This window comes from bacterium, assembly GCA_016702305.1.
GTDB lineage: Bacteria > Electryoneota > RPQS01 > RPQS01 > RPQS01 > JABWCQ01.
The window spans coordinates 657,528-682,929 of sequence record JADJEH010000017.1 but is presented as its reverse complement, the minus strand read 5'-3'; the positions used below and the strand labels follow the sequence as shown (position 1 = coordinate 682,929).

Sequence of the window (25,402 nt, the reverse complement as noted above, 5' to 3'; positions counted from 1 at the left end):
CAGCCGGATGAAAGCATGAAAGCCCCTGCTTCGGTAGGGGCTTCTTGTTTTCTTCAACCGAGTTTACACTTGCATTTCGCACGGTCGAACCGCGCATGCCTCGCAAGAGGTGGGCGGCTTTGTCTTGTCGCGCGCTGTCGCCCGGCTACCTCCCGAGCGTCAGCGCATACTCCCGCCAAAAGCTGTTGCTCGAATCCTGCGCGGTATAGACCGCCAGCAGTTCGCGCGCCCGCGCGATATCACCGAGTTTGGCGATAGAATCCACTTCACAGGCTCGCCCCACCCACTGTCGCATGCGCGGACCATATTCAACTTGCGGATCAATCTCCAGGGCAATCGTCACCAACTCTCGCGCCCGCAGCAGATCACCGCGCTTGGCCTGGGCCACAACGTAGTAGAATAGATTGCTCGCGTAGTCCGGATTCATCCGTGCCGCGGCCACGGCCATCGTATCGGCTTCCACGATGCGCCCCGACAGCTTAAACGCTTCAGCCAAATTGTATAAGTAGCGCGGATTGCGTTCGACAGCGACCGCGTTGCTCCACGCTTCCACGCGGCGCTCCAAATCTCCCTCGCGCTGATAGTAGAGCGCCAGATTTTCCCAGCCGTACGCCGAGCGCGAGCGATCCAGCTCCAAGAGCGCTCGAAACCGCTCGATCGCGCTGGCCGGACGCGTCTGCACGAGCACTGCGGGCACAACCATTAAGACCGTCAGCGCCAGCAGTGCCGCCTGCAAGCGTGCGCGTTCAACGTCACCGAACTCAAATTGCGCCAGCCGCCACGCGCCGAAAAACAGCAGTGGCCAGAGCGCCGCGCCGACTACGTCCCAGTCGCGCGCCATGCCTAAATTCGGACTGAATGTGCACGCAAACAGCACGCCTGATCCCGCCGCCAGGAGCAGGAAATACTCCTGATTGCGGCTGCGCACACCGGTCAAGTGGCGCTTCGTTGCAAGCAGGATCACCAGCGGCGCCGCGGTCACCCACAAGAACAGGTTTAGCAAATCCACACCGTGCTTAACGGACAGCAGCGCGTAGCCGTCCTTCACCCAACGCGGTAGCAGCGGAATGAAACCGCTCCATCCATCCCACGCCTTCAAATAGAAGAATGCCGCCAACCCAAGCACCGCGAAGCTCAGCACGAGCAGCCGCACGCGCTTGCGCGGCGCATCCACCGCCTGCGCAGCCAAGTCGTGCTGTTCAAAGTGCAGCGTCCACAGCAGGAACACCAGTGCCGGCAGCAGGACAATCGCCATGAAGTGCAGCGCACAGGCCGCGCTGAATATCAGGATCGGCGCGATCGGAATCCGGCGCGGCGGCTCCGTGGCTCGTATCCCCGCCGCCAGAAACATCAGCATTGCCAGCGATACCCACGCGTAGTTCTCGACGTAACCAAAGAACATCAACCACACGCCGCCGCTCACCATCACACTCCACCACAACGCGCTGTCGCGCTCATGCCGCGTGCGCAGGAATCGCGTGAACCAGAAGACAAGCAGAGCGCCGGCCAGACTTGACAGAATTCGAAAACACCATTGCGCGATATCGCGGTACGCCAACTGGCGCTCGACTCGCGCCTGTTGGCCCGCCCGTCCGCTCGCCACATTCATCTCCGGCCCAGCCACGGCCATGCCGATGCGAAACGCGCTTTCATGCAAAAGCATCGTCCCCGGCTCTTTTTGCGAGAAAAAGCGCCCGGCTGGAATCCGCTGCCCCTCTTCAAGCATGTCACCGATGTGCGCGAGTCTCGTCAACGCGAGCTGTCCATCACCCAACAGACTGCCGTACACGCTTAACACCATGAACACGGCGAACGCTCCCGCCGCATACGTCACCGGCGGCCACGCGCGCGCGCGCCGCGCGATCATGGCGACGACTACCCCGCCCCACGGACTGATCAGCAGCGCCGCGGCCAGCAGGAGCGCAATCGCCAGCACGGGATGCAAGAACGCCGTCTGGTGCACCGCCCACAGCCGCAACTCAGGCTTAGGCATCGCCACAACCGACAAGGCCAGCGCCAACACCGCGACGCTCTGCACGGCGAACACCGCCCGCCCGTCACCGCGCGGACGCGGCTCGGCCGCGATCACCGGCTCAATCTTGCGCACATTAGGCTTGGCCATTGAGCCTCCGATCCTGTTCCGCTCGTAACTCCTGCGCGGCCACGCGCCGGCTATCTATCGTGAAGATAAAGAAATGCGCGAACGATAGCGTGTACAGAAACGTCCAGAACAGCAGCACAAAGACAAACGGCGCGACCGCTTCCGTGCGGGCCATGTGAAACAACGAGCCGCCCGTGACGATCAGCACCGCGAAAATATATGTCTGCGGCGTGCGCCAGAACGGGCGGTGCAGAATCATCGCCGTCTTGGGCGCAACTTCAAACAACCGAATGTTCTTCCATAGACCTTTGATCACGGATGTAACGTACACCGGAATCGTGTTGGCCAACAGCCCTTGCAGCAGCACGAGATTGCGAATCGAATAGCCGCGCAGCCGCATGTGTACATAGGGAAACAGCGCCACCGCAATATAGAGCGGGTATACCGACAGATACACATAGTCAATGGGCCGCATCTCCGGTTGTAAATACCAATCCGCGCCGCCCACGCCGAAGCGCACAAACAGCAGCAGCAGCATCGGCACCGTCGCCAGATAAGCCAATGCCAGCGTCACCAGATAGTAGCCCGACGACCACAGATACTCGACGCCCAGTTTGACCGGCACACGCGCGCCGCCGAAGATATTGCTCGCCACGATTTTTGCCACCGTCGTGTTGCCCGTGGCCCAGCGCCGCTGCTGCTTCCAATAGCCGTGCACCGTCGTCGGTCCCATGCCGATCGCGAACGCTTTGCGGTGATACAGCGAGCGCCAGCCCTTGGCGTGCATCCAAAACGACGTCATCAGGTCTTCCGACACCGTCTTCTCGTCCCATCCGCCCACGCTGTCCAGCGCCTCAATGCGCATCACGAAGTTCGAACCGCAGCACAGCGCCCGTTCGTTCGCGCCCTTGGCCTCCATCACGGAATCATAGAGCAACATCTCCTGCATCGCCGCCGCGCGTGTGGTCCACGTCTCTTCAGCGTTGGCGTAGAGCTGCGGCGTCTGGACGAACGCCAAGCCGTCGTCGCGCTCCAATAGCGGCACCAATTCACGCAGCGCCACGGGCTTAATCTCGTGATCCACATCGAATACCGCGATGTATTTCGCCGCGCCGCGCAAGTCCGGCAGCGCATCGTTCAGCGCGCCCGCCTTGTGACCGCGATTCACGACGTGGTGTACAGCCACTCCGAGTCGGTCGGCCACGGCGACACACGCCGCCTTTTTCTCCGGCGATCGCGAGTTTTCCACGAGATAGGCCCGGTATTCGGGATAGTCGAGTTTCCCGACGCTCCCCAGGCTGCGCGCCAGGATCTCCGGATCCTCATCGCAGCACGCGATCAAGATCAGCACCTCCGGCGCGGCATCGTCAAGCGGCAGCAGCGGCGGCAACTGATAGCGGTGCGTCGCCCTCCAGCAGTAGTAGATGTACATCAGCCAGTGCATCAACACGGCATATTCGCAAAGCACCAGCACCAGCAGGCCCAGCACATGCACGGGCTCCCAGCCGGTCGTGTTGAGCGCCGCCGTGGCCGCAATGCGCTGCGCCGCGTATTTGATAAACGGAAAACGCAGCACCTGCACGAACACGAATACCACCGCCATCACCACAAACCATGCCGTCACCGTGCGCCGCAGCGCGTCGGTCCGGCGATAGCGTTCAAACACGGCGCCGATCTCCGTGCGCGGCTTGTATCCCAACAAAATCAGCGCGGCCAGTGCCGCCAACACCAGAACGGTGTAAAGTGCAATCGAGAGTATCATGAAGATGTGGTCGTATCAGCGGGCATGGCCGGTGCAGGTCCCGGTTGTTCGGTCGCGTGCTGTTCGTACAAGGTGACTTGGATCGGCGCCGCCCAGAAGCGGTGCTTATGCATGCGCAGCAAGTCACGCATGGCAATCTGTCGCGCCCGCACGTGCGTGCGCTCGATCAGCTCGATTTGCGAGCGATCGGCAGGCGTAAGTTGCAGATACGACGTGACCAGCCACACGCGCGGCGTGTTCACGAGCAGCGAGTCCCACTCTGCCGGGCTGTCGGCGCGCGCCACCTGCGAGCACACGCCCGGCGGCAGGTAATACTCCTGCGCTACGTCGGCGACGTCGGGATAGGCAACGATGCGGTCGCCGGGTTTGACGCGCTCTGCAAGATACTGTGCGTGCTGCCGCCACGGGTCCTTGTCCACCCCCGTGTAATAGCCCCACAACGGATAGACCGTCAGCGCAAACAGCACCATCATATAGAGTTGACGCGGCAGCGCTTGCAGCGTCGTCGCGGCCACGGCCATCAGCAAGATGATCACCAACAGTCCCGGCGTCGTGTAGCGCGCCACGGTAATCGGCTTGACCGTCAGCGAAATCACCCACGGCAATATCCAGAAGCACACGGCCACGATCAGCATCCACTGAAAACCGATTCGCAATTGCGTTTCTGTAAGTGCTCGAAATATCGCCGGCAGTGCCGCCAGCAGCAGGACGGCATAACCTAATTTGCGCCACATGAAGTAGTCACCCGCATTGACAAGCGGCCAATTCCACGAGGGGATGGGAATCCACGCGGTGGCTTGCGGACGCACCGTGTCGCTGAACATTATCGCCGCATCCTGCCAGATCTCGGGACTGCAAGCGACGATGAGCAGGACCAAAGTCCATGCGTAGGGGCGCGGATAGCGCAGCGCTCCGCGAAAACGCGACTCCCGGCGAAACCAGAGGTACATCCATAGGTGCGCCGCAATCAAAAATGCGGCGAACGGATGAATGTACACGGTTGCACCCGCGACCAGCACATAGGCCAGCGCGACGGGCCAGCGATGCTGCCGCATCATCTTCAACAACAGATACGATGCGACGATGCTGCACAGCAGGAACAACGAATAAGGCCGCGCGTCCTGCGAGTAGTGAATCGCGAACGGATGCACGGCCATGAACAGCGCCGCCAGCAGCGCAATCGCTCCCGTGAATAGCTGCCGGGCCAGGAAATACACCGCAGGGATGCATAGCGTGCCCCAGATCGCGGGCCAAATGCGCAGCATCCATTCGTCAGTTCCGGCGATCATCCCCCAGAACTTGATCCAAACCGCGAAGATGGGCCCTTGCGACGCCGAATCTCCACCGGACAAGATGAACCCGAGCGACTGATCAACCCGCTCTGCCGCGAGAATCTCATCCAACCACAGGCTCTCACTGCCCAGTGTCCACAAGCGCAGCGCCAGTCCGACGACGGTCCAGAACCACAGCCATTGCAAGCCGCGGGCTCCATCCCCATAGTGACTGGCAACGCGGGTACTCATTCTGTCCTTGGGGCCACGCCGATCTTGTCGCGGTCGCGCCGCCAAACCTGAACGGGTGCGGCCCAATAGCGGTTCGGGTTCATCGTCAGTTGCTCGTGCATGTTCACGCTGACGCCTTCACTTCCCCACTGCTTGAGCCGCGCAAGCTCTGCTGCGCCGTTCTTTGCGGTCGTGGAATACGAGTCAACAACCCACACACTCGCAGCCTCGGCAAGCGCGGAGTCAAGCGCCGCGACTGAACGCGGGGCAATCACTTTCGTCCGCAGTCCTGCGGGCAGGTAGTACGCCACTGCGCCGCGCGTGAAGTATGGATAGCTCACGATGACGTCACGCGGACCGACCACGCCGGTCAAATACTCCGCCGTCTGTCGCCACGGGTCCTTGTCCACTTTCGTGTAGTAATTCCACAACGGAAACGCCGTGAGCAGCGCCAGAACAATACCCACACCAAGTTGCGGCAATTTGGGCAGCGCAACCGTCGCCGCCGCCATCAGAAACACAAGCGCCAAGAGGCTCGGTGCGGCATAGCGCATCACGGCAACCGGCGATAGCGCGTGCGACACTATCCACGGTACACACCAGAAGCAGCCCACCACGACCAGCGACCACTTCACGCATTCACGCAACAACCGGTCTCCCCGCGTACTCAGCACAATGAGCGCCATCGTGATGGTAAGAACCGCCGCGCCAAACGTCATGGACATAAAGAATTGTACCGGCGTTTCCAGAAACCAGGTCCAGTCCGGCACGGGAATCCACCCTGCCGACGACGTACCACCGACTTTCGCCTTCATCGCGCTGAGATTCTGCACGATCTCAGGTAGGCAGGCTAAACCCAAACATACAAGCGTCCACACGAACGGGCGCGGAGTGCGCCACGCCGCCGCCACACGCTCATCGCCCCTGAACACAATGGCATGCAGCAGCTGCGCCATAATCAGAAAAACGGCAAACGGATGCGTATAAAACGCCCCCGCGGTCGCCACGACATACAGGATCGCGTCACGCCGCGTGTGCAGAGCCAGCAGCCGCGACCAATACCTGAACGACAGCGTGGACAGCAGCAGGAAGAGCGCATAGGGCCGCGCCTCCTGCGAGTAGTGCACCGCGAACGGCAGCACGGTCATGAACAGCGCCGACCACATTGCCACCGACCGCGTGAATAGTAGCCGCCCAAGTTGAAAGACCGCCGGAATCGTCAGCGTCCCCCAAACAACCGACCAAATGCGAAGCGTCCATTCATTTGTCCCGACCAGCAGGCACCAGGCCTTAACCCACAGGTAGTAGAGCGGGCCCTGTGTCACGGAGTCCCACCCAAGCACGATTTGGCCGATCGGTTGGTACACCCGCTCAGCCGTCACGACCTCATCCAACCACAGGCTTTCTCCGCCCAAATCGTATAGACGAAACACGCAGCCAACGATTGTCAGCAGCCACAGCCAGCGCTCCGGTTTGGCGGATGCACTCAGCATGCTCTCGGGACGTCACACCTGTATCGCATTTGCATCATAGTTTTACATGATACAAGTTACAGCGCAGATTCTCAAGGTGGTTTGTCCCGTAAATTGCAATCACACCGGGAAATTGCTTTATTGTGCTCGCAAAGATCGAAATCTGGCATCCCGCGGGATGTCTTAACCTAAATTATTCTAAGGGCTTAGAATGGAACTCGGCTTCGTCGGACTGGGTAAGATGGGCGGCAATATGGTCGAGCGCCTGTTGCGCGGGGGGCATAGCTGTATCGTCACCAACCGCTCGCAGGAAGCGATAGACGTCGCCGTGCACAAAGGTGCGACTGGCGCCAAATCATTGGAAGACGTCGTTGCCAAGCTCACATCACCGCAAAAAGTCGTCTGGCTGATGATCCCCGCGGGCGCGCCGGTGGACGATAGTATCGCCAAGCTCAAGACGATTCTTAAGCCCGGTGACGTGATCATTGACGGCGGCAATTCGAACTTCCGCGATTCGATGCGCCGGGGTGAAGACTTGGCCAAGATCGGCCTGCACTATGTGGACGCGGGTACTTCAGGCGGCGTTTGGGGTTTGCAGGTCGGTTATTGTCTGATGGTCGGCGGCAGTCCCGAGGCCTTCAAGCTGATCGAACCGGCGCTCAAAACGCTCGCGCCTGAAAATGGTTACCTGCATTGCGGTCCAACCGGTTCAGGCCATTTCGTCAAGATGGTGCACAACGGCGTCGAGTATGCCATGATGCAAGCCTACGCCGAGGGCTTTGAACTCATGCACCGCGGCCCATACAAACTCGATCTGCCCGCGATCTCCGCACTCTGGGAGAACGGCAGTGTCGTGCGCTCATGGCTGCTCGAACTCGCCACGCGTGCATTGCAGGATGATCCGCAACTTGAGAAGGTCAAGCCATGGGTTGCCGACTCCGGTGAAGGTCGCTGGACCGTCAATGAGTGCGTCGAGTACGCTGTACCCGCTCCGACTATCGCCGCCGCGCTCTTCGCTCGCTTCGCCTCGCGCGACGAGGAAGGCTACGGTTTGCGTCTGTTAAGTGCTCTGCGCAATCAATTCGGCGGCCACGCGATCAAGACCGAGAAATGAGCGCCGCCAATCCCTTCCGCGCCGGTATGCTGATGGAGCATCCCGCCGACCCGTGCGTACTCGTCATCTTCGGCGGCACGGGTGACCTGGCGCAGCGCAAGCTGTTTCCCTCGCTGGCCCATCTCGTGCGCGAGGGCCGAATGTCCGAGCAGACGCAATTCCTGTGCGTCACGCGCAAAGAACTGGATCAGGCCGCCTTTCGCGCCGAGGTCATTGACAACGCGCGCAAGCTTGCGCCCGATTCAATTCCCGATGACGATTTCGCGCGCAATTTCGGCGAGCGCATCTTCCTGGTCACCGACAGCGGCGACGGCGGACGCTTCGACAAATTGCGCTGGCGCCTTGGTGAAATGGCCGGAGCGGGTGGCCCTCGCAATCATCTGATCTATCTCTCGATTCCGCCGACCGCTTACGCGCCCACGATTGCCGCGCTCGGCGCGGTCGGTCTGGCCGCGCCCGACCGAGGCGCATGGAGCCGCATCATCATCGAGAAGCCATTTGGTCGTGATCTGGCCAGCGCCGCCACACTGAACGCCGCCGCCGCCAACGTCTTCCGCGAAGAGCAGATCTACCGCATAGATCACTACCTCGGCAAAGAGACGGTGCAGAACATTCTCGTTCTGCGTTTGGCCAACACGCTCTTCGAGCCGATTTGGAATCATCACTACGTGGATCACGTCGCCATCACCGCCGCCGAAGCGTTGGGCGTCGAAGAGCGCGCGCAGTATTACGAAGAGTCCGGCGCCCTGCGCGACATGATTCAAAATCACCTCCTGCAAATCCTTGCCATGATCGCCATGGAGCGGCCCGCCAGTCTCGCCGCCGAAGCGATCCGCGACGAAAAACGCAAGGTCCTCGAAAGCGTGCGCCCGATACGTCCCGATGAAGTGACGCAAGTCGCCGTGCGCGCCCAATACGCCCCCGGCGCCGTCGCCGGTCGCGCGGTGCAAGGCTATCTGCAGGAAGCCGGAGTCAATCCCGCCTCGCGCACCGAAACCTTCGCCGCGTTGAAACTGCATATAGACAACTGGCGTTGGAGCGGCGTGCCCTTCTATCTGCGTACCGGCAAGCGCCTGGCCAAGCGCGTCACCGAAGTCGCCATCGTCTTTCGCTCCGTGCCGCACATGGTTTTCGCGCAATCACCCGTGGATCGTCTCGAACAGAACGTGCTCGCGATTCGCATTCAGCCCAACGAAGGCATCAGCCTCAAGTTCGAAGCGAAGCTGCCCGGCCATGCTCTGCATGTGCGGCCCGTCGAGATGGATTTCCGCTACGGCACGTCGTTCGGCGGCCGCTTGTCTGATGCCTATGAACGATTGCTGCTCGATGCCATGATTGGCGATCAAACGCTGTTCGCCCGCCGCGATTCCGTCGAAGAGGGCTGGCGCATCGTGCAGCCGATTCTCGACGCTTGGGCGCAAGACGCGAGCGACCCGCTGCCGCACTATGTCGCCGGGTCATGGGGACCCGCCGAAGCGGATCTCATGCTCGCGGCCCGTAATCATCGTTGGAGAAAGCTGTGAGCGGCCCGCTGATCACGCCGCTCGCTCCACCGGCGATTGTGGACGTGGCCAAAATCGAGCAGGAGCTCGAACAGCTTTGGCGCGACGCCGAGTCCACCGATCATCCCGTCACGCGCGCCACGGCGTTCAATCTTGCGCTCGTCTGTCATCACACGGCGCAGGAAGCCGTACGCGATCTCGTGCCCGAACTCGCGCTGGTGCATCCCACGCGCACCATTCTGGTTGTGCTCAACGAAACCGCGCCGACCGCACAGCGTGCGTGGGTCACCGCGCACTGTCGCAAGCTCGAAGGCGAGAATCGCCAGATCTGTTCCGAAGCGATCATTCTGGAAATTGACGGCGAAGCCGAACTGCGCGCTCAATCGCTGATTCACTCGCTCGCGTTGGGCAGCCTGGCAACGGCCGTAGTCTGGCACGAGTCGCTGCCGTTGACGCACCCTTTGCTGCTTTCGCTGGCGCGAAATTGCGAACGCATTATTACCTGCGCCGCCGATCATCTCGCCCCGGCCTCGCATTTGCACACCTGGTTTGATCTCTACGAGAACGCCCCGGCCGACTGCGTGATCACCGATCTGCTCTGGGCCGAACTCTCCGGCTGGCGCGGCGCCGTGGCCGAGCTTTTCGACGAGTGCCCCGCCGTCTCCGAACTCCACGAAGTGCGCATTCACTCGCGCGGCGACAAGCTCACCTGCGGCGCGCTGCTGTGCGGCGCGTGGCTGGCCTCGACGCTCGACTGGCGACTCACCAACGTCGCGCTGCTAGGCAGCCGCCCCGTCATCGAGTGCGCCGACGACCGTCGCATCATTTTTATTCCCGAAGGCTCGCCCACGTCGGGAATCGAGTTTCTGTTCACGGGCGACCGCACCGCCGCCGTCCTGCATACCGGTGCGCAATTTTCACTCACCTGCGGCGCGCACACACACGCCGCGCGCGCCCGCGCCGCCGATGTCCTTACGCTCTTGTCGCACGAGCTGCACGCCTGGGGCCGCGATCCGCGCATGGACAAAAGCGTGCGTCTCGCTCACGATTGGCTCCCTGAACTGCTCTTCGCATGAATCCTGAAGTCATCTACTGTGAATTTCCCGACGACGTGGCCGATGCCGCAGCGGCGGTATTGAAAGAACTGCAGGACGAAGCCATCGCCGCGCGCGGCGTCTTTCGTCTTGCACTCTCCGGCGGCTCAACGCCGGCACTGCTCTTCAAATTGCTCACCGCCCCGGAGTGGCGCGTCGAGATGGACTATGCTAAGTGGGAAGTCTTCTGGTCCGATGAACGCGCCGTTGCGCCCACGCATCCCGACTCCAACTATCGGCTCGCGCACGAGCTCTTCCTGAGTCATGTTCCAATCGGCGAAGTCTTCCGCATGCCCGCTGATCACGCCAACTTGCAGGAAGCCGCCGACGCCTATGCGCGCACCTTGAAAGGCCGCTTCACGCCGGAAACCGTTTCCTTCGACGCCGTCCTGCTCGGTATGGGCAGCGACGGGCACACCGCTTCTCTCTTCCCCGGCACCTCGGCGCTCGAGAGCGGCGCATTGGTCGAAGCCGTGGAAGTCGCGGGCAACAAACTGCCGCACCGCCTCACCCTTACTCTGCGTGTCTTGAACAGCGCGGGCGCAATCATTTTCCTGGTCACCGGCGCAGAAAAATCCCAGACCGTGCGTAACGTGCTCATCGAGAACGACCAACGCTTGCCCGCCGCGCGTATCAACCCGCACGAGGGCCGCCTGATCTGGATCGTTGACGAAGACGCCGCCGCCGAGCTAACCGAGTAACGGTATGAAGCGGCAGGCGTGCCTTCCGCGTTTTGAATAAGGAAAAGGCGACCCACTGGGCCGCCTTTTCTAATTTCTAATCTCCTGTTTCCTATTTGAACAGGAAGTACACTCCGCCCCACGGCCGCACCTGTGCATCCTCACCGTCAGGCATGTAGGCCTTCACGCCCAGATTCACCTGCACAATATCCACGTCAAGCTGCAGCGATCCGTCGAACATTGGCGCTTCGATATACGGGAAGAACTTATCCGCAGTCTCGCGGCTATACTCGAAGCGGTCAAATGTCGCGTTCAGCACATGGTTTGTCGCACCAAGCTCCATTCGGAAACGATACGAAGCAGCGCTAACCAATGTCCACCTTAGCGCAAGCGACTGATAGAAGATGTTAGCGGCTATTGAATTCGCCTCAGTGAGTTCAGGGACCTCTGAGGATGTGGAGCGCGCAATTGAATACGAAATTCCTGAGTTCGTATAGATACCGACTCCACCCGTAATCTGCGTCTGGTCAGATAGCTTGAAGTTAACATTACCGCTTACGTCAAGAGCAGTCTTCAAGCGCCACTCCCAAAACAAATTACGCACTGCGTTTTGAATCAGCGATGTGTCTTGCCACATCAAATACCGACCTTCGTCGCCGCCCGGCCAAATCGCGGAGGCTCGCAGCCACAAGCCGATGTTCTTTCCAGCACCGTATGGCGCAAGCTTGTCGACACCTGTCTTAATGGCTAACTCGTAATGCGCCAAGTCCTGCGCGGCAGGCTCGTTCTGCCAGTAGGGTAAAGATCATCATCCCAGCCCGCGCGCACGCGATCCCAAAACAAATTGTCCTGAAAAAACGCGCGCAGGCCCACGAACGCAAACAGGGAACGATCCCACGCCGGAATATACATAATCTCGCCCGACGCGCTCAAAAATCTTGCCGAAAGCGTGTCGCTCTTCCACGGCGCGAGTTCCGTCTGAAAGCGCAAGCCCAACCGCGAATCAATCTCCTGCCGCCCCGCGATCCAGCGATCCCACACGCCAAACTCCCACTCATTGCCCGCCGCAAACGCCAAACTCCCGCGCGATACCTCGCGCTTTGACATATTGTAACCGCCGCCGATCATCCCCAGCGCTTCGCGGTAGAACAATCCGCGCGGTCGCTCAAGCAGTTCACTCGGCACATACACCGTGTCGTGAATAACAACCGGATCCTTCTCAATCGTCACGATTTCCGGCACGAATACCGTGTCGCGTTGGTAGATCACAACCGTGTCATACTTCGACGGCTGCGGTCGCGGAAAACTCACGCGCGTTGAGTCGAAATCCCACAGGCGGATCTGCGCGCCGCTCTCCGTAAACTGGAAATAGCCTTCAATGTGCTCGCCGCGGTAGCCGCGCGCCAGCCGCTCCTGCAATCCGCCCAACAGCCCGTAACCCAGCGCCTTGCCGCCGCGACTCGTGTACGACACCGAATCGAACAGCGTATGGAACTGGCGCCCTTCGTAAATCTCCGTGTTCGCCGGCTGCCGGAACGAGCGCAGCAGCGAATCAAGCCGCTCGGAGATCGGCTCCAATCGCAGCACGCGCCCCGTCGGATAGAGCACCACCGCGTCGTTCTGATCGAAACCGTCGCTGAGCAAATCCGTGATCAGCACGCGCTCAACCGTCTCGTTGCCCAGGAACAGCTCTTCACGCAGCACCTGAATCTCGCGCGCCGTGGTTACATTCTGCTGCGTCACGAGTTTGTATTCCACCTCGGCCAACGCATTCATCGTTATCATAAGCGCCGTTAGCGCTGTCCATAGCCATCTCGTATGCTTCACTGCATTTCTCCCAGCAGAGCTTGATATTTCTTCATCTCGTCCCACTTCCCCTTTGAGCGGTACGCACTTACCAGCACTTCGTACGCCGCTTTGCGCTGTTCCGGCGTCAGCGGATACGCCAGAGCGCGTTCCGCCTGCTCGATGGATTGCGTTAAGTCATTCGCCGCAATCTGCGCAATCGCCACAAATCCGCCGCCCTGTCCTTCCCACTTCACCTTCGTGCTGTTCAAATAGTATTCGAGCGCGCCGCGCCGGTCGCCATTAGCCGTGAGCTCCTGCCCGTAGGCGAACAGCATGCGGCCGTAACTCTCAAGATAGTCCTGCGGACACTCCGCGGCCAGCCGCGTCACCACTTCCGAGAGCCGCTGAATCCCCTCGGTCTTGTTGCCGTGGTTATACGTCACCAGCGCCAGTCGCCACGTCAGAAAATCGCGCGCCTTGAGCGTGCGCGACGAGGCGATGCCGCCCAGATACGCTTCCCGCGCCGCATTCCAATCTTCCGCATTCTCTGCCGCAAAGCCCGCGTCGCGGTATTCCGCCGCCGCAATGCCTCCGCTATCCCAATTGATCCAGTCTATCGTCTTCTGAATCTCCGCCGAATCCTCCGGCGTCGCGTGCGCCTGCGCCAGCGTGAACATGTTCAGCGCATTGCCATCTTGATAAGTTCGCACATAGGCTTCGGCCAGATAGAGCCGGTAGCTGTTGGGTATCGAATCCGCGCTCCCAGTCACCAGCTCGCGGATACGCATTGCCTGATCAAATCCCGTCACCGCCTTGTCGAACTGCTTGGCGTTGAAGGCCGCATAGCCGTACGAAAACCACAGATTGTCCTCGCCCTGCCGCTCGTTTAGAATCTCGCGATAGAGCGGCAGCGACTTGTCCCACTCTTCCAAGCGGTCATACGTCGCCACCAGCCAAAGCTGCACCTCTTTCATTTCCGGCTGTTTGGCCAGCGCGCGCTCGAAGTTCTTCGCCGCATCCTTAAAGGCCGCGCTCGCCCGCTTGCGCGTGTCCTGTTCTTTGGAGGACTTGGTCGTGTCGCCCATGGCCTGACCAATCAAACCGAGCACGCCGCCGCGGGACTTCATCGTTGTATCCTCGCCGCTCGCGCGCATCTTGCCGGCCTCTTTGAGAAATTCCTCACCTGCCGCGAAATCGTCCTGCCCGCGTTGGAACAGCACAGCAGCCTGCTCTTCGGTCTTTTCATTTCCGAACAGCAGCTTGGCCAGAGAGTCCGCCTCCTGCGCCGTCTGCGTCTGTGCACCGGCGGTACTCCACAAACCGCCTAACACGCACAGGACCGCGGCCCACGCGATCCGTCGTACTCTGCTTCGCCGCACAATCCACCTTCTCTGATTCATCATAGGTCCCTCATCCTTCCGCATACCCGTCCGCCATTCATCATTGACCATACGCTTTTCCTCCGATTCTCCGCCCACCCACGGTAAATCTTTGTTATAACAGGTAATATAGCATCCCAGCGTGGAACTGTCAACACTGTCGTGTCGTTTCACAGAACGAAAGGCACGCTCTGTGCCGATTTGAACCCGTTGAACCTGCGCAACCTCTTGATTCTCCATAAGCTCCGGCAACTCGGGATGACCAGACCTTGACAATCCCCGAGGGAATCCTTAACTTTCTAAGTTCCATATACAAAGGTCCAAACAAACCCCGCACACCCATGCTATCCCGCAGACTGATTGTTGTCTCCCTGTTGTGGTGTATTGCCACGCTCGCCTTGGTTGGCTGTCAGAATCCCTCTGCCGATGCGCAGAAGCTCCTTGCAGACCGCAAGTATCAAGAGGTCATTGACAAGTTCCCCAACACTCAGTTTGAGCGCCGGGCTCGTGCGTTAATGGCCGAGGACCTGCTGGCGTCCGGTAAATTTGACGACGTCCTCAAGAACTACCCGGGCACTCGCGCGGCGTTTCTGGCTCGCGAAGAGCAGGCCAAGACGTTGTTCAACAACAAGGAGTATGCGCGCGTACTGGCAGAATTCCCGAGCTCGCCGCTGGCGACCGAAGCGGAGCGCGTGTTAGCGACCGAACTGCATGGCCAGGGCAAGTTTGACGAGCTGTTGGTCAAGTACCCCAAATCTGAACTCGGCAAAAAGGTCAAGGATGAGCGCGCCGCCGCCGAATTTGAGGCCGCCAAGAAGATGAAGGGTGACAAACAGATCGCGGCGCTCGAAGCGATTATGCGCAACTACACCGAGACCGTCGCATACAAAGAAGCGGCCAATCTGCTGCGCGATGTCCGCGCCAAACAAAAGTAAGACCGCCGCCGCGGAGGGGAATCGGATATGATCCACGTCGCACGGATGCTCGGCTTTGCCCTGCTCTGGCTCGTGTTGGGCTGCGCCTCGCCTGCCGAGCGCGCCGAGAAGCTGTTTGAAGACGGCAAGTACGAGGAAGTGCTCGCGCGCTACCCGCAGGAGCCTGCCGCCGATAAGGCCCGCGATGCTCTGGCGGCCAAGCTGCTCAAGGAAGGGCAATACCAGCGGGTCTTCACGGAGTTCAAGGGATCGCCGCTGGCGGTTGAGGCCCGCGTACGCTATGCCGAGGAGCTGTTAAAAGCCGGTAAGCATGAAGAAGTCCTCAGTGACTTCGCGGACACACCGGCCGCGATTATGGCGCGTGAGATGGCGGCGCAGACGCTGTATGATGCCGGTCGCATCTCCGAAGCCGCCCGCGAGTATCCGCAGACGCCGGCGGGCAGCCGCGCCCGCGATGAATTGGCGCGCGCTGAATACGAGCGCATCATGACATTCCGCAGTCCTGACGAACGTCGCAAGGCGCTCGAGGCCTTTATTACCAGCTCCACGTTCGCCGGCACCACGTCGTTTGCTCAAGCGCAGTTAGAGCTCGCCCGTCTGGACGGTCTAAAGCTGCCGGGCAACTACTAACCCGCGCTGTGAAAAGTTTAAGGCGACCGCACGGTCGCCTTTTTTCTGCCCCCACCCAAACCGTACGCCCCCCTCCGCATTTCATAATTCATCCTTCGTCCGCGTGCCTTCCACCGTCATCAACCTCACCGCGCTCCGCGCCAACTTCACGGCGCTAGCGCAGCGCGTGGCACCCAAGCAGGTGCTCGCGGTGATCAAGTGGGATGCATACGGGCATGGCCTCCTCGAGTGCGCACGTGTATTGGCCGAGGCGGGTGCCTGGGGCTTCGGCGTGAGTTCCCCTGCGGACGGTGTCACGTTGCGGCAGCACGGTTTCGCGCAGCCAATCCTCGTCATGACCGATTGGGTCGGCAAACCCGTCAAGTGTTTTACCGAGTACAATCTATCCTTCGCCGCGACCTCGTGGTACAAGGTGGAATATCTCGAAGCGCTGTCGAGACAGACGGGTGTAGCCATCTCGACGCATCTCAAATTCGACACCGGCCTCGGTCGCGTCGGCATTCATCACACTCAACACCGCCCGACACTGGCCGCCCTCGCACAGATGAAGCACTTGAGACTTGATGCCATTTATTCTCATCTGGCCTACGGTGGTACGCACGACCGTGCCCGCGGCCTGGCGCAGATCGCCACCTTCACCGAGATTCTCCAGAACGCAAAAACCGCAGGCATCACTCCTGCGGTCACTCATCTGGCCAATTCCGCCGCGGCCCTCGCCTTGCCTGAAGTCCCCGGTGATCTCGTGCGCACGGGCATTGCGCTCTACGGTCAACCGCCCTCGCCGACCGTCGCGGACATGTTGCCCTTAGAACCCGTGATGACATTGCGCGGCAGCATTATCGCGGTGCGCAAAGTCAAGCGCGGTCACGGCTTTCCCGCGCCGCATTTCTGGAAAGCGCCGTATGACGGTTGGGGCATCGAGATTGACTTGGGCTACGATACAGGCTATCCCCGCACGATGGTCGGCTCGGCGCAAGTTCTCCTGAACGGTCGGCGGATTCCTTTAGTCGGCGTCATGTCCCGCGATAGATCCTACGCCTTCACCACAGGTGGCAAACCAGCTGTCGCCGAAGAAATCGTCTTCTGGGGCCGCCAGGGAACAGAGACCATTTACCTCTATGAACTTTCCCCCCTGATAGACGCTCTGCCCTACGAACTCACCACATGGCTAAATCCGCGAGTCCCCCGCATCTTCTCTGATTCCCCTCCGGTCTCACAAGGGGATTAGGCGGGTAAAACACCCACACCCGAAAGCTCTACGCGCCAGCGTCACCGGGTCCACAAGGCAACGTTCACCCAAACAACACCCACACCCGAAAGCTCTACGCGCCAGCGTCACCGGGTCCACAAGGCAACGTTCACCCAAACAACACCCACACCCACAAGCTCTACGCGCCAGCGGCACCGGGTCCAGCGTCCACGCTGGCGCTGGTGCTGGCGTTATCACTCAATTCCACGGCCAGTGCTGCCGCTTCCGTCTCGTCAATGCGATCCACATTGACCATCAGGGTGCCGTGCTGATCCACATGGAACACCGGGACAAATTGCCGTCCGAATTCGATTTCGTCAAAACGGTATGAGTTCCGCACATGCACGGACTGCGCGAATGTATCATCATAGCCGCGTACGATGACCATGACTTCCGCCTTACGCTTCGCCAGCGCTTCGGCATCCAGCCCCCACAAGGGGCTGTTCTCGTCTATCGCATGAACAATCGTCCACGGCAGCGGAAAGAACAGAATCGCCGGCCGCTCCAACGTCAACGGTGAGAAGCGCCGCACCGGCTTCCCGTCCACCACATCCACATAAGCAAAGATCGCATCGGCGGACAAATCCGTCACCAGATTGCCGCGCTGATTCACCAGTCGGAACATCAGCGCGGTGCGATCCTGATACGGCGCGATGATCGCCGATTGCGAAAATAGAAAATGCGCGCTGGGTCGTGAGAAGCGTGCGAACAGCAGTCCGGTCGCCAGCGCGAAGGCCAATAATCCCAACAGCGCCTCAATCGAAGAGACCGCGCCGCCCGCAATATCACGCGGCGCGATCGCACCATATCCCACCGAGCTGAACGTCTGCACGCTGAAGAAGAATGCGTAGAGAAACTGCTCGAACGGCGTGCCGTCCGGCACACCCTGCAAATGCTGAATCCCCAGCGCCCAATAGCATCCCGCGAAGATAACGTTGATGCCCACGAGAAACGCGCCCACGATCACCATGAAGCGCGTCCATGAACAGGTCACAAGGTACTGGTAGGCGTGCAGCCCTTCGAACCGCCTGCCAAAGCGGCGTACGTTGAAGCTGCCGTCATGTTCAATCGCGCGGCGCAGATCGCCGTCCACGCGCTGCGACAGGCCGGGATCATAACCCGGCGAGCGATATTTCAGTCGCGCCATGCGCTCACTATCTGCTCAACCAAATTGCTTCCGCCTCTGTCCTTCATCCTTTGACCTTATACCCCGCGCCTTCGACCGCGCTGGTCAGCGACTCGCGCGAAATCTGCTCGCCTTGCACCACGGCCGTGCCCGCGTCAAGATTCACATCCACGCTCGTCACGCCCGTGACTTTTTCGAGCGAGTCCTTGACGTTCTTCACGCAATGCGAGCAGTTCATGCCCTCAATATTCAGTTGTAGTTCGTTGCTCATGGCTTTCGGTGCGGTTCCATACCGCCGTTTGAGTTTGTAAAAATAATGCCGCGCAATGAACACGCTCAACACCGCCGCGGCGGCCCATTGCCACCATGACGGACCATGCTCATGCAGATGTTCCGGCGTAGTAATCGTCAGGCCCGTTTGTGCCAGGAGGTAGTCCAATCCTAGTCCGAACACCAGCGCGAATCCGGCAATCGAAACCAGATACACGCCCAGCACGCGCGTGCCCAAGGCTCTCGCGATCACGAGCATCGTCGCCGCATTCGTCGCCGGGCCGGTCATCAAGAACACGAACGCCGCTCCCGCCGAGATCCCCTTGGTCATCAGCACCGCGGCAATCGGCACGCTGGCCGTCGAGCAAACATACAGCGGCAGCCCGATCAGCATCATCACGAGCATCGCGCCGATTCCGCCGCCCAGATTCCCCGCGAAGAAGTCATCCGGTATCGCCGTTGAGATCACGCCCGCCAACAGGATACCGACGATCAGCCAGAACGCGATGTCCCCTAACAGTTCTTTAAAGGCAAAGTCGTAGCCGCCAGCCAGCTTTTCGCCGAATGAGCGCCGCTCGTCGGCTTCGGCCAGCGCGTCTTCACTGTGCAAGTGATGCTTGTTCCACTCTTCTTCGCGCGCGCCCGGTTTGACCAAAAGCACCGCCAGCCCACCCAGCACCCCGCTGACGAACGCCGCCACGGGTCGAAAGATCGCCATCACCCAGCCGAAGAAGCCGTACGTCACGATCATCGAATCCACTCCCGTCTGCGGTGTGGAAATCAAAAAGGACACCGTTGCCGCACGCGAGGCGCCTCGTTTGCGCAGGCCCACACCCGTGGGAATCACGCCGCACGAGCACAGTGGCATCGGCACACCAATTAGCGATGCCTTAAACGACGCCAGCAGCGTTTCGCCGCCCAGATGCCGCCCGATCGCCTTGCGCGGCACAAACCCGTGCAGCACTCCAGCCAGGGCAAACCCCAGGAGCAGGTACGGCGCCATCTCCATGTACAGCGCCCAAGTCTCAATGAAATATCGTTCGATCATGCTCTCTCTTAATCCCCTCTCGCTTCACGCGGGGGGCAGGACGATCACCCCATCTCACCGCCGTCATTCTGAAGCCCGCTGCGGGCCGAAGAATCCCTCGGCCTCTGCTCGCTCCACACCGACCCGGCGCAACGCCGTCACTGGTCCCCGTGGCCCCACCCCAATCTACCCAATCCTCTACCTAACTTCAACTCCAGACGGCAATTTACACTATCGCCCGGTTGCACTTCTGTCACAAATTCGGTATATTCTACGGATTATTCCTGAACTCTGCACTTTCCTTGACCACTTTTCTCTCCCGTCTTAAAACCAGTATCGAGCGTGCCGGTTCCCCTCTGTGCGTCGGCCTCGACCCCGATCCCGCCAAGATTCCCAAGCACTTCGGCTACGGAGCTGAAGGTGCGCAGAAATTCTTAGAAGAGATCATCATCGCGCTGTGGACGAAAGTCGCGGCCTTCAAGCCCAATACCGCCTTCTTCGAGGCCTACGGTTCGGGCGGCTGGCTGATGCTTGAGCGCCTGCGCATCGCCTGCCCCCCCGACGTACTTTGGCTGGTGGACGCAAAGCGCGGCGACATCGAGCACACCAATGAGTTCTACGCCCGCGCCCTATTCGACCGCGTGGGTGCCGATGCCGTGACCGTACAGCCCTATCTGGGTATGGCGGCCCTGGAACCCTTCTGGCGGCACACGGACAAGGGCGTCTTCGTGCTGACTGCAACATCGAACCCGAGCGCCGCTCTGATACAAGAGCTAAGTGTCGGTGAACGCGCCCTCTACGAGGAAGTTGCGCGGCAAGTTCAGGCCTCCAACCTGAACGGCAACCTGGGTCTGGTCGTCGGTACGACCAAACCCGCGGCCTTGGCCAGCGTGCTGAAAATTGCCCCCGAGCTGCCGCTCCTCTTGCCCGGCAGCGGCGCCCAAGGCGGCAGCGTCGCCGTGCTGGATCAGGTCAAAGCCGCCGGCGGCACCGCGCTACTGAATGTCTCGCGCAGCGTCCTTTATGCCTCCAACGGCCCCGATTGCATCAAGGCTGCCGTCAACGAGGTGGAGAAACTCTCCCCATAGGAGTAAGTCATGTTCTGCACAAAATGCGGTTCGACCCTGAACGACGAAGTGAAGTTCTGTTCGCGTTGCGGTCATCCCGCGCCGGTTTTGCCGCTCGTTCCCGCTGCGGCCGAAGCTGTGCCGCCGCCCCCCGCTGCCCCTGCGGTCCCGCGGCCCCGCTACGCCGGTTTTTGGATTCGCTTAGTGGCCCACATCATTGACCAACTCGTGATCTCCGTCGTGAGCTTCGTCTTCGTGATGATCGGCATCGTTTTCAGCATCGGCAGCATCTCGGCCATCACTGAGCTCGACGACCCAGACCCGGCGGCGATTATCGCTGTCATCGGCGGCTGGCTGGTGTTTGCGGCGATCATCTCCATCGGCCAGTGGCTCTATTTTGCGTTCATGGAAAGCTCGCCCTCGCGCGGCTCGCTCGGTAAAATCGCCGTTGGCCTGCAAGTCGTGGATTCTCGCGGCCAAACCATCAGCTTCGCCCGCGCATCGGGCCGCTACTTCGCTAAATTTCTCTCGAGCATGATTCTCATGATCGGTTACATTATGGCCGGCTTCACCGCCAAGAAGCAGGCGCTTCACGACATTCTGGCGGACACCTACGTGATCTATTCCCGGCAGCAGGAATACTAAGCCCGCCGCGCAACCCGGCCCCGATGTCACCTTGGAGCTCCTCGCTTCACTGGGACTTCGGTTAGAATACCCCTCGGTGCGCCGGCCGGCATCCGCTTTTGCAATCTCTAATTTCAAATTTCATATCTCATACCCGATCCCTTTCGCCTGATATCTAAATCCTAACCCCCCAACCCACGTCCCGCGTGGCCCTAATCATGAATCAAGAAATCGCCCTGGATCTCCTTCGCGAATGCGGCGCGTTTCTCGAAGGGCATTTTCTGTTGTCGAGTGGCCGACACAGTGATGTGTATGTGGAGAAGTTTCGCCTGCTCGAACGGCCTGAACTGACGGAACAGTTCGCGCACGCTCTGGCCAATCATTTCCGGATTGCCAGCCCCGATCTGGTCGTCGGTCCCTTGACCGGCGGCGTGCTGGTGGCGCACGAAGTCGGTAAAGATATGGGAGTACAAATCGCCTTCCCTGAACGTGTGGACGGCCGCATGGAATGGCGGCGCGGTTTTGAAATTCAGCCCGGCCAGCGCGTGCTGATTTGCGAAGATGTCATCACCACCGGCCTGTCGGTCGGCGAGGTCAAGGAAGCCATTGAACGTGATGGCGGCAACGTGATCGGTATCGGCGCCTTGATTCAGCGCGGTGACACGCACCTTTCGCCGACTCCTTATGCCGTGGTGAAACTGGCGCTCCAGTCATTTGCGCCCGCCGATTGCCCGTTCTGCCTGCAAGGCGTCCCGCTCTCGAAGCGCGGCAGCCGCGTCGCTGTCTGAGGAATCCCCATGCATTGCACCGTCTGTGGCGAAAAACTCGCGTCTGACGCGCGCTTCTGTCCGAAGTGCGGCACGGACAGCGGTGCGAAGGAACGGCCCGTTGTGGTCGTGCAACAACCGCCCGAGAAACACTGGCATCCGGGCATCGCCGCGGTTTTGAGCTTCTTCATTCCCGGCCTCGGTCAGATCTATCGCGGCAAGATCCTGCGCGGTCTGCTCTGGATGGGCGCCACTGCCGTAGGCTATTGGCTGCTCATCGTGCCCGGCCTGATTCTGCATCTCTTGTACATCATTAATGCCTACGTCGGCAACCCCTACAAACGCTGAAGTCCGGGCCATCGTTCCACGGTCCGACTTCTGACTTCTGACTTTTAGCTTCTGACTTCATTCCTCTAAATTTTCCGCCCATGTTCTGTCCACATTGCGGCAAGCAAACACACGAAACGGCGCAGTACTGCGAAAACTGCGGCCGGGAAATCGTGTTGCCCAAGACTGAGCAGACCGCGCATGCGCCGGACTCGCTCAACGTCTTTCCGGTGCAATATGCCGGCTTCTGGCGGCGCGTGCTGGCCGCGATTATTGATACCATCATTATCCAGATTGCCGCGGCACCGTTCACTTGGCATGCGGAGTTTGATCTATTCTCGATGACGTTTGGTCTCGAGTTGGTTATTCAGTGGCTCTATTGCGCGCTGTTTGAAAGTTCCTTCCGGCAGGCCACCATCGGCAAGATCGTGATGAACATCGTCGTCACCGATCTGAACTATCGCCGTATTTCTTTCGCGAGGGCGACGGGCCGCCACTTCGCCAAGTACATCAGCGCGATTATTCTCGGCATCGGCTATATCATGGTCGCGTTCACCGAGAAGAAGCAAGGCCTGCACGACATTCTCGCCGACACCTTAGTCGTCCAGAAATGAATCACCGCTGATTCATACTTCATACCTCATACCTCATACTTTTTCCCGTGTTCGTCGCCACACTCGCTTCCGGTTCACTGGCCAATTCACTGTTCATCCGCTCGGGTGACACGCGCCTGCTCGTGGATGCGGGCCTCGGCGTGCGTGCGCTGCTTTTCGCGTTGCAGGAACTCGGCGAGCAGCCGCAGGATCTCAGCGCGATTTTCATTACGCACGAACACTCCGATCACACGAAAGGTTTGAACAGCCTGTTGAAGAAGACGCAGGCCCCGGTCTATGCCACGACCGGCACGCTCACGGCCCTGTCACCGGGTTTCATGCGTCGTCAGAAGGCCTTTCCGATCAACGGCACACTCGTGGATGTCGGCCCGTTCACGGTGCGCGCACTGCACGTCTCGCACGATGCCGCCGAACCTGCGGCCTATCAAATTCATTGCGGCCACGAAGTGCTGACTGTCGCCACCGATCTGGGCGAGGTCTCCCCTGACTTACACGACGCATTTGCCGAATCGACGATTGCCGTTATCGAGAGCAACCACGACGAGGAGCTGCTGCGCACCGGTCCCTACCCCGAACTGCTCAAGCAGCGTATCGCCTCCCACACGGGCCATCTCTCAAATCGCCAGACCGCCGACGTGCTCCGCTCGTGCAAGAAGCTCAAGCACACGGTGCTCGCGCATCTGTCCGAAGAGAACAATCATCCCGATCTCGCGCGCGCCAGCGCCCGTACCGCGCTTGACAACCCCGAGATCGCCGTGCACCTGACCGCCCAAAAGACACTCGGCCCCATTCTCACTTTGTGATCAGGCGATGACCACAACGGCCGCGTCAAATCTGTGGACCGACTCGTTGGACGCGCTTCCGCGGCACCCGCGCATCACAGGCTCGTGTTTGAAAATAGCCGGTGCGCGTGCTCGCGGCGGCACCCGCTTTAGGTACCCCGTTCGTTATCTAGACTAATTATGCACCATGAATCTTCTGTATGTGATTGCCGTTGTTCTTGCGTGTTCCGCGTTCAATTTCGTCCGCGCCCAAAACTACACGTCCTACTTCACAGGTAGCCCGCTAGACATCCCGGTCCAGGCCGAAGGCGGTGTGTGCATGATGGGCGGAGCGACGGAACATGACGAAGCGATGAGGTGGTTTCTCCGGCGGGCCAATGGCGGGGACGTGCTCGTTTTGCGGACGGATGGAGCGGACGGCTACAACGACTACCTGTATTCTGAATTGGGTGTGCCGGTGAATTCGGTTGAAACCATCGTCTGTCATAATGCTCTGTCGGCGGGCGAAAGCTACATCCACACCAAGATCCGCATGGCCGAGGCAATTTGGTTCGCCGGCGGCGACCAGTGGGATTATGTGTCATACTGGCGCCACACTCCCATAGACAGCCTAATTAATCTCGGTATCACCAATCGCAATGTCGTCGTCGGCGGCACCAGCGCCGGCATGGCCATACTCGGCGGGTTCTACTACACCGGGCAGAACGGCAGCGTAACGTCCCCGGTCGCCTTGAATAATCCCTACGATCCCTTGGTGACCGTGGATTCCACGAAGTTCATTGACGTCCGCTATATGGACGATGTGGTGACCGACACTCACTATGATGCCCGGGCGCGCGAAGGCCGTCACGTCGTGTTCATGGCCAGAATCCTGACCGACAACGCGCGGGTGCCGCGCGGCATCGCCTGCAACGAATACACGGCGGTCTGTATTGACACGAACGGGATCGCCACCGTGTACGGAGACTACCCCAACTACGAGGAAGCCGCTTTCTTCCTGCAGACCAATTGCGAACTGGAGGACTTCAGGCCCGAGTTCTGCGCACCGACGATGCCGTTGGATTGGAATCTCGCCGGACAGGCCGTGCGCGTCTGCAAAGTCTACGGCACCAACACGGGCATGTACACCTTTAGCGTCGCCGATTGGGAGACCAGCGTCGGCGGCGAATGGGAGAACTGGTATGTTTCGAATGGTACTCTGCATCAAGACGACGGCGTGCCTGTCAATTGCGACTCGGTGTTTTCTGCCGCCGAAGTCGTCCCGGCTCCCCGTGACGTCCGCCTGCTGCAGGCCTATCCGAATCCGTTCAATGCCTCGACAACGATACACTTCGAACTGGCGCGCGCAGCGCAGGTCACGATCAACGTGTATGACATTCTGGGCCGCTCCATCGCGCAGCTGCTCAGCGGCCCCATGAGCGCAGGCCAGCACCAGCTCGCGTGGAACTGCGCCGACTGCGCGAGCGGCATCTACATGGTCGAATTGCAGAGCGGATCGAATACGCTCGTAAGCAAGATTATGCTGTTGCGCTAACCACCGGCAAACGTCGTACAATACGGCGCCGCCCGTTTCATCATTCCGCATTCATC

The 25,402-nt window shown here is 60.1% G+C and carries 23 protein-coding genes; 14 read left to right on the top strand and 9 right to left on the bottom strand.

Annotation, left to right across the window (positions count from 1 at the left end; translation table 11 throughout):
• Positions 1 to 145 precede the first annotated feature (145 nt).
• The 4 genes from IPH10_14230 to IPH10_14215 are packed head-to-tail and all read right to left on the bottom strand — an operon-like array spanning position 146 to position 6,858.
• Entirely contained in the window at positions 146 to 2,122 is a 1,977-nt protein-coding gene (locus tag IPH10_14230) for a tetratricopeptide repeat protein (GenBank protein ID MBK6912065.1), read from the bottom strand.
• Positions 2,109 to 3,863, bottom strand: coding sequence for a glycosyltransferase (locus IPH10_14225; GenBank protein MBK6912064.1), 1,755 nt, complete (start codon positions 3,861 to 3,863; stop codon positions 2,109 to 2,111). The genes IPH10_14230 and IPH10_14225 overlap by 14 nt, the downstream gene beginning before the upstream one ends.
• Positions 3,860 to 5,386 (bottom strand): glycosyltransferase family 39 protein, encoded by a 1,527-nt coding sequence (locus IPH10_14220; GenBank protein ID MBK6912063.1) that lies wholly within the window; start codon positions 5,384 to 5,386, stop codon positions 3,860 to 3,862. Before IPH10_14220 ends, IPH10_14225 begins: the two co-directional genes overlap by 4 nt.
• Positions 5,383 to 6,858, bottom strand: coding sequence for a glycosyltransferase family 39 protein (locus IPH10_14215; GenBank protein MBK6912062.1), 1,476 nt, complete (start codon positions 6,856 to 6,858; stop codon positions 5,383 to 5,385). The genes IPH10_14220 and IPH10_14215 overlap by 4 nt, the downstream gene beginning before the upstream one ends.
• A gap of 190 nt (positions 6,859 to 7,048) precedes the next feature.
• On the opposite strand from IPH10_14215, the gene gnd reads away from it, so the two are divergent.
• From gnd to pgl, 4 genes are read left to right on the top strand one after another with little or no spacing between them, the layout of a single operon-like run.
• Positions 7,049 to 7,951, top strand: a complete 903-nt coding sequence (gnd, locus tag IPH10_14210; protein MBK6912061.1) for a decarboxylating 6-phosphogluconate dehydrogenase — start codon at positions 7,049 to 7,051, stop codon at positions 7,949 to 7,951.
• A complete protein-coding gene (gene zwf / locus IPH10_14205) occupies positions 7,948 to 9,474 on the top strand; it encodes a glucose-6-phosphate dehydrogenase (protein MBK6912060.1) in 1,527 nt (508 codons plus the stop codon). The genes gnd and zwf overlap by 4 nt, the downstream gene beginning before the upstream one ends.
• Positions 9,471 to 10,529 (top strand): glucose-6-phosphate dehydrogenase assembly protein OpcA, encoded by a 1,059-nt coding sequence (locus tag IPH10_14200; GenBank protein ID MBK6912059.1) that lies wholly within the window; start codon positions 9,471 to 9,473, stop codon positions 10,527 to 10,529. Before zwf ends, IPH10_14200 begins: the two co-directional genes overlap by 4 nt.
• Positions 10,526 to 11,248, top strand: a complete 723-nt coding sequence (gene pgl, locus IPH10_14195) for a 6-phosphogluconolactonase (GenBank protein MBK6912058.1) — start codon at positions 10,526 to 10,528, stop codon at positions 11,246 to 11,248. The genes IPH10_14200 and pgl overlap by 4 nt, the downstream gene beginning before the upstream one ends.
• Before the next feature lie 91 nt (positions 11,249 to 11,339).
• Here pgl and IPH10_14190 read toward each other — a convergent pair whose 3' ends face one another.
• The 3 genes from IPH10_14190 to IPH10_14180 all read right to left on the bottom strand — a co-directional run bounded on the left by IPH10_14190 (position 11,340) and on the right by IPH10_14180 (position 14,394).
• On the bottom strand, positions 11,340 to 11,804 hold the full coding sequence (locus tag IPH10_14190; protein ID MBK6912057.1) for a hypothetical protein: 465 nt from the start codon (positions 11,802 to 11,804) through the stop codon (positions 11,340 to 11,342).
• A gap of 170 nt (positions 11,805 to 11,974) precedes the next feature.
• The gene (locus IPH10_14185) at positions 11,975 to 13,054 is read right to left on the bottom strand and encodes a hypothetical protein (GenBank protein MBK6912056.1); all 1,080 of its coding nucleotides are present in this window, start codon (positions 13,052 to 13,054) and stop codon (positions 11,975 to 11,977) included.
• Positions 13,051 to 14,394, bottom strand: coding sequence for a hypothetical protein (locus IPH10_14180; GenBank protein MBK6912055.1), 1,344 nt, complete (start codon positions 14,392 to 14,394; stop codon positions 13,051 to 13,053). Before IPH10_14180 ends, IPH10_14185 begins: the two co-directional genes overlap by 4 nt.
• Before the next feature lie 341 nt (positions 14,395 to 14,735).
• On the opposite strand from IPH10_14180, the gene IPH10_14175 reads away from it, so the two are divergent.
• The 3 genes from IPH10_14175 to alr all read left to right on the top strand — a co-directional run bounded on the left by IPH10_14175 (position 14,736) and on the right by alr (position 17,187).
• Positions 14,736 to 15,329 (top strand): hypothetical protein, encoded by a 594-nt coding sequence (locus IPH10_14175; GenBank protein ID MBK6912054.1) that lies wholly within the window; start codon positions 14,736 to 14,738, stop codon positions 15,327 to 15,329.
• A 27-nt stretch (positions 15,330 to 15,356) separates the two neighbouring features.
• Positions 15,357 to 15,959, top strand: coding sequence for a hypothetical protein (locus IPH10_14170; protein MBK6912053.1), 603 nt, complete (start codon positions 15,357 to 15,359; stop codon positions 15,957 to 15,959).
• 103 nt (positions 15,960 to 16,062) lie between these two features.
• Positions 16,063 to 17,187 (top strand): alanine racemase, encoded by a 1,125-nt coding sequence (alr, locus tag IPH10_14165; GenBank protein MBK6912052.1) that lies wholly within the window; start codon positions 16,063 to 16,065, stop codon positions 17,185 to 17,187.
• A gap of 160 nt (positions 17,188 to 17,347) precedes the next feature.
• On the opposite strand, the gene IPH10_14160 is transcribed toward alr, so the two are convergent.
• Positions 17,348 to 18,355: a hypothetical protein gene (locus tag IPH10_14160; protein MBK6912051.1), complete on the bottom strand. Its 1,008-nt coding sequence runs from the start codon at positions 18,353 to 18,355 to the stop codon at positions 17,348 to 17,350.
• A 43-nt stretch (positions 18,356 to 18,398) separates the two neighbouring features.
• A complete protein-coding gene (locus tag IPH10_14155; protein MBK6912050.1) occupies positions 18,399 to 19,652 on the bottom strand; it encodes an SO_0444 family Cu/Zn efflux transporter in 1,254 nt (417 codons plus the stop codon).
• 281 nt (positions 19,653 to 19,933) lie between these two features.
• Here IPH10_14155 and pyrF point away from each other — a divergent pair, with 281 nt between their 5' ends.
• From pyrF to IPH10_14120, 7 genes are all read left to right on the top strand, one after another.
• A complete protein-coding gene (gene pyrF, locus IPH10_14150) occupies positions 19,934 to 20,719 on the top strand; it encodes an orotidine-5'-phosphate decarboxylase (GenBank protein MBK6912049.1) in 786 nt (261 codons plus the stop codon).
• A 9-nt stretch (positions 20,720 to 20,728) separates the two neighbouring features.
• On the top strand, positions 20,729 to 21,343 hold the full coding sequence (locus IPH10_14145; protein ID MBK6912048.1) for an RDD family protein: 615 nt from the start codon (positions 20,729 to 20,731) through the stop codon (positions 21,341 to 21,343).
• 197 nt (positions 21,344 to 21,540) lie between these two features.
• Complete coding sequence (locus IPH10_14140; GenBank protein ID MBK6912047.1) at positions 21,541 to 22,110, top strand: orotate phosphoribosyltransferase; 570 nt, start codon at positions 21,541 to 21,543, stop codon at positions 22,108 to 22,110.
• 9 nt (positions 22,111 to 22,119) lie between these two features.
• Entirely contained in the window at positions 22,120 to 22,437 is a 318-nt protein-coding gene (locus IPH10_14135; protein ID MBK6912046.1) for a zinc-ribbon domain-containing protein, read from the top strand.
• Positions 22,438 to 22,517: 80 nt separating this feature from the next.
• On the top strand, positions 22,518 to 23,030 hold the full coding sequence (locus IPH10_14130; protein MBK6912045.1) for an RDD family protein: 513 nt from the start codon (positions 22,518 to 22,520) through the stop codon (positions 23,028 to 23,030).
• A 47-nt stretch (positions 23,031 to 23,077) separates the two neighbouring features.
• Positions 23,078 to 23,833, top strand: coding sequence for an MBL fold metallo-hydrolase (locus tag IPH10_14125; GenBank protein ID MBK6912044.1), 756 nt, complete (start codon positions 23,078 to 23,080; stop codon positions 23,831 to 23,833).
• 166 nt (positions 23,834 to 23,999) lie between these two features.
• On the top strand, positions 24,000 to 25,346 hold the full coding sequence (locus IPH10_14120) for a T9SS type A sorting domain-containing protein (protein MBK6912043.1): 1,347 nt from the start codon (positions 24,000 to 24,002) through the stop codon (positions 25,344 to 25,346).
• The last annotated feature ends 56 nt before the right edge of the window (positions 25,347 to 25,402 follow it).

Bases quoted from the DNA above. Each gene is read 5' to 3' on its own strand.
- IPH10_14230 (MBK6912065.1), bottom strand. From the start codon at position 2,122: ATGGCCAAGCCTAATGTGCGCAAGATTGAGCCGGTGATCGCGGCCGAG.
- IPH10_14225 (MBK6912064.1), bottom strand. From the start codon at position 3,863: ATGATACTCTCGATTGCACTTTACACCGTTCTGGTGTTGGCGGCACTG.
- IPH10_14220 (MBK6912063.1), bottom strand. From the start codon at position 5,386: ATGAGTACCCGCGTTGCCAGTCACTATGGGGATGGAGCCCGCGGCTTG.
- IPH10_14215 (MBK6912062.1), bottom strand. From the start codon at position 6,858: ATGCTGAGTGCATCCGCCAAACCGGAGCGCTGGCTGTGGCTGCTGACA.
- gnd (MBK6912061.1), top strand. From the start codon at position 7,049: ATGGAACTCGGCTTCGTCGGACTGGGTAAGATGGGCGGCAATATGGTC.
- zwf (MBK6912060.1), top strand. From the start codon at position 7,948: ATGAGCGCCGCCAATCCCTTCCGCGCCGGTATGCTGATGGAGCATCCC.
- pgl (MBK6912058.1), top strand. From the start codon at position 10,526: ATGAATCCTGAAGTCATCTACTGTGAATTTCCCGACGACGTGGCCGAT.
- IPH10_14175 (MBK6912054.1), top strand. From the start codon at position 14,736: ATGCTATCCCGCAGACTGATTGTTGTCTCCCTGTTGTGGTGTATTGCC.
- IPH10_14170 (MBK6912053.1), top strand. From the start codon at position 15,357: ATGATCCACGTCGCACGGATGCTCGGCTTTGCCCTGCTCTGGCTCGTG.
- IPH10_14160 (MBK6912051.1), bottom strand. From the start codon at position 18,355: ATGGCGCGACTGAAATATCGCTCGCCGGGTTATGATCCCGGCCTGTCG.
- IPH10_14155 (MBK6912050.1), bottom strand. From the start codon at position 19,652: ATGATCGAACGATATTTCATTGAGACTTGGGCGCTGTACATGGAGATG.
- IPH10_14145 (MBK6912048.1), top strand. From the start codon at position 20,729: ATGTTCTGCACAAAATGCGGTTCGACCCTGAACGACGAAGTGAAGTTC.
- IPH10_14140 (MBK6912047.1), top strand. From the start codon at position 21,541: ATGAATCAAGAAATCGCCCTGGATCTCCTTCGCGAATGCGGCGCGTTT.
- IPH10_14135 (MBK6912046.1), top strand. From the start codon at position 22,120: ATGCATTGCACCGTCTGTGGCGAAAAACTCGCGTCTGACGCGCGCTTC.
- IPH10_14130 (MBK6912045.1), top strand. From the start codon at position 22,518: ATGTTCTGTCCACATTGCGGCAAGCAAACACACGAAACGGCGCAGTAC.
- IPH10_14120 (MBK6912043.1), top strand. From the start codon at position 24,000: ATGAATCTTCTGTATGTGATTGCCGTTGTTCTTGCGTGTTCCGCGTTC.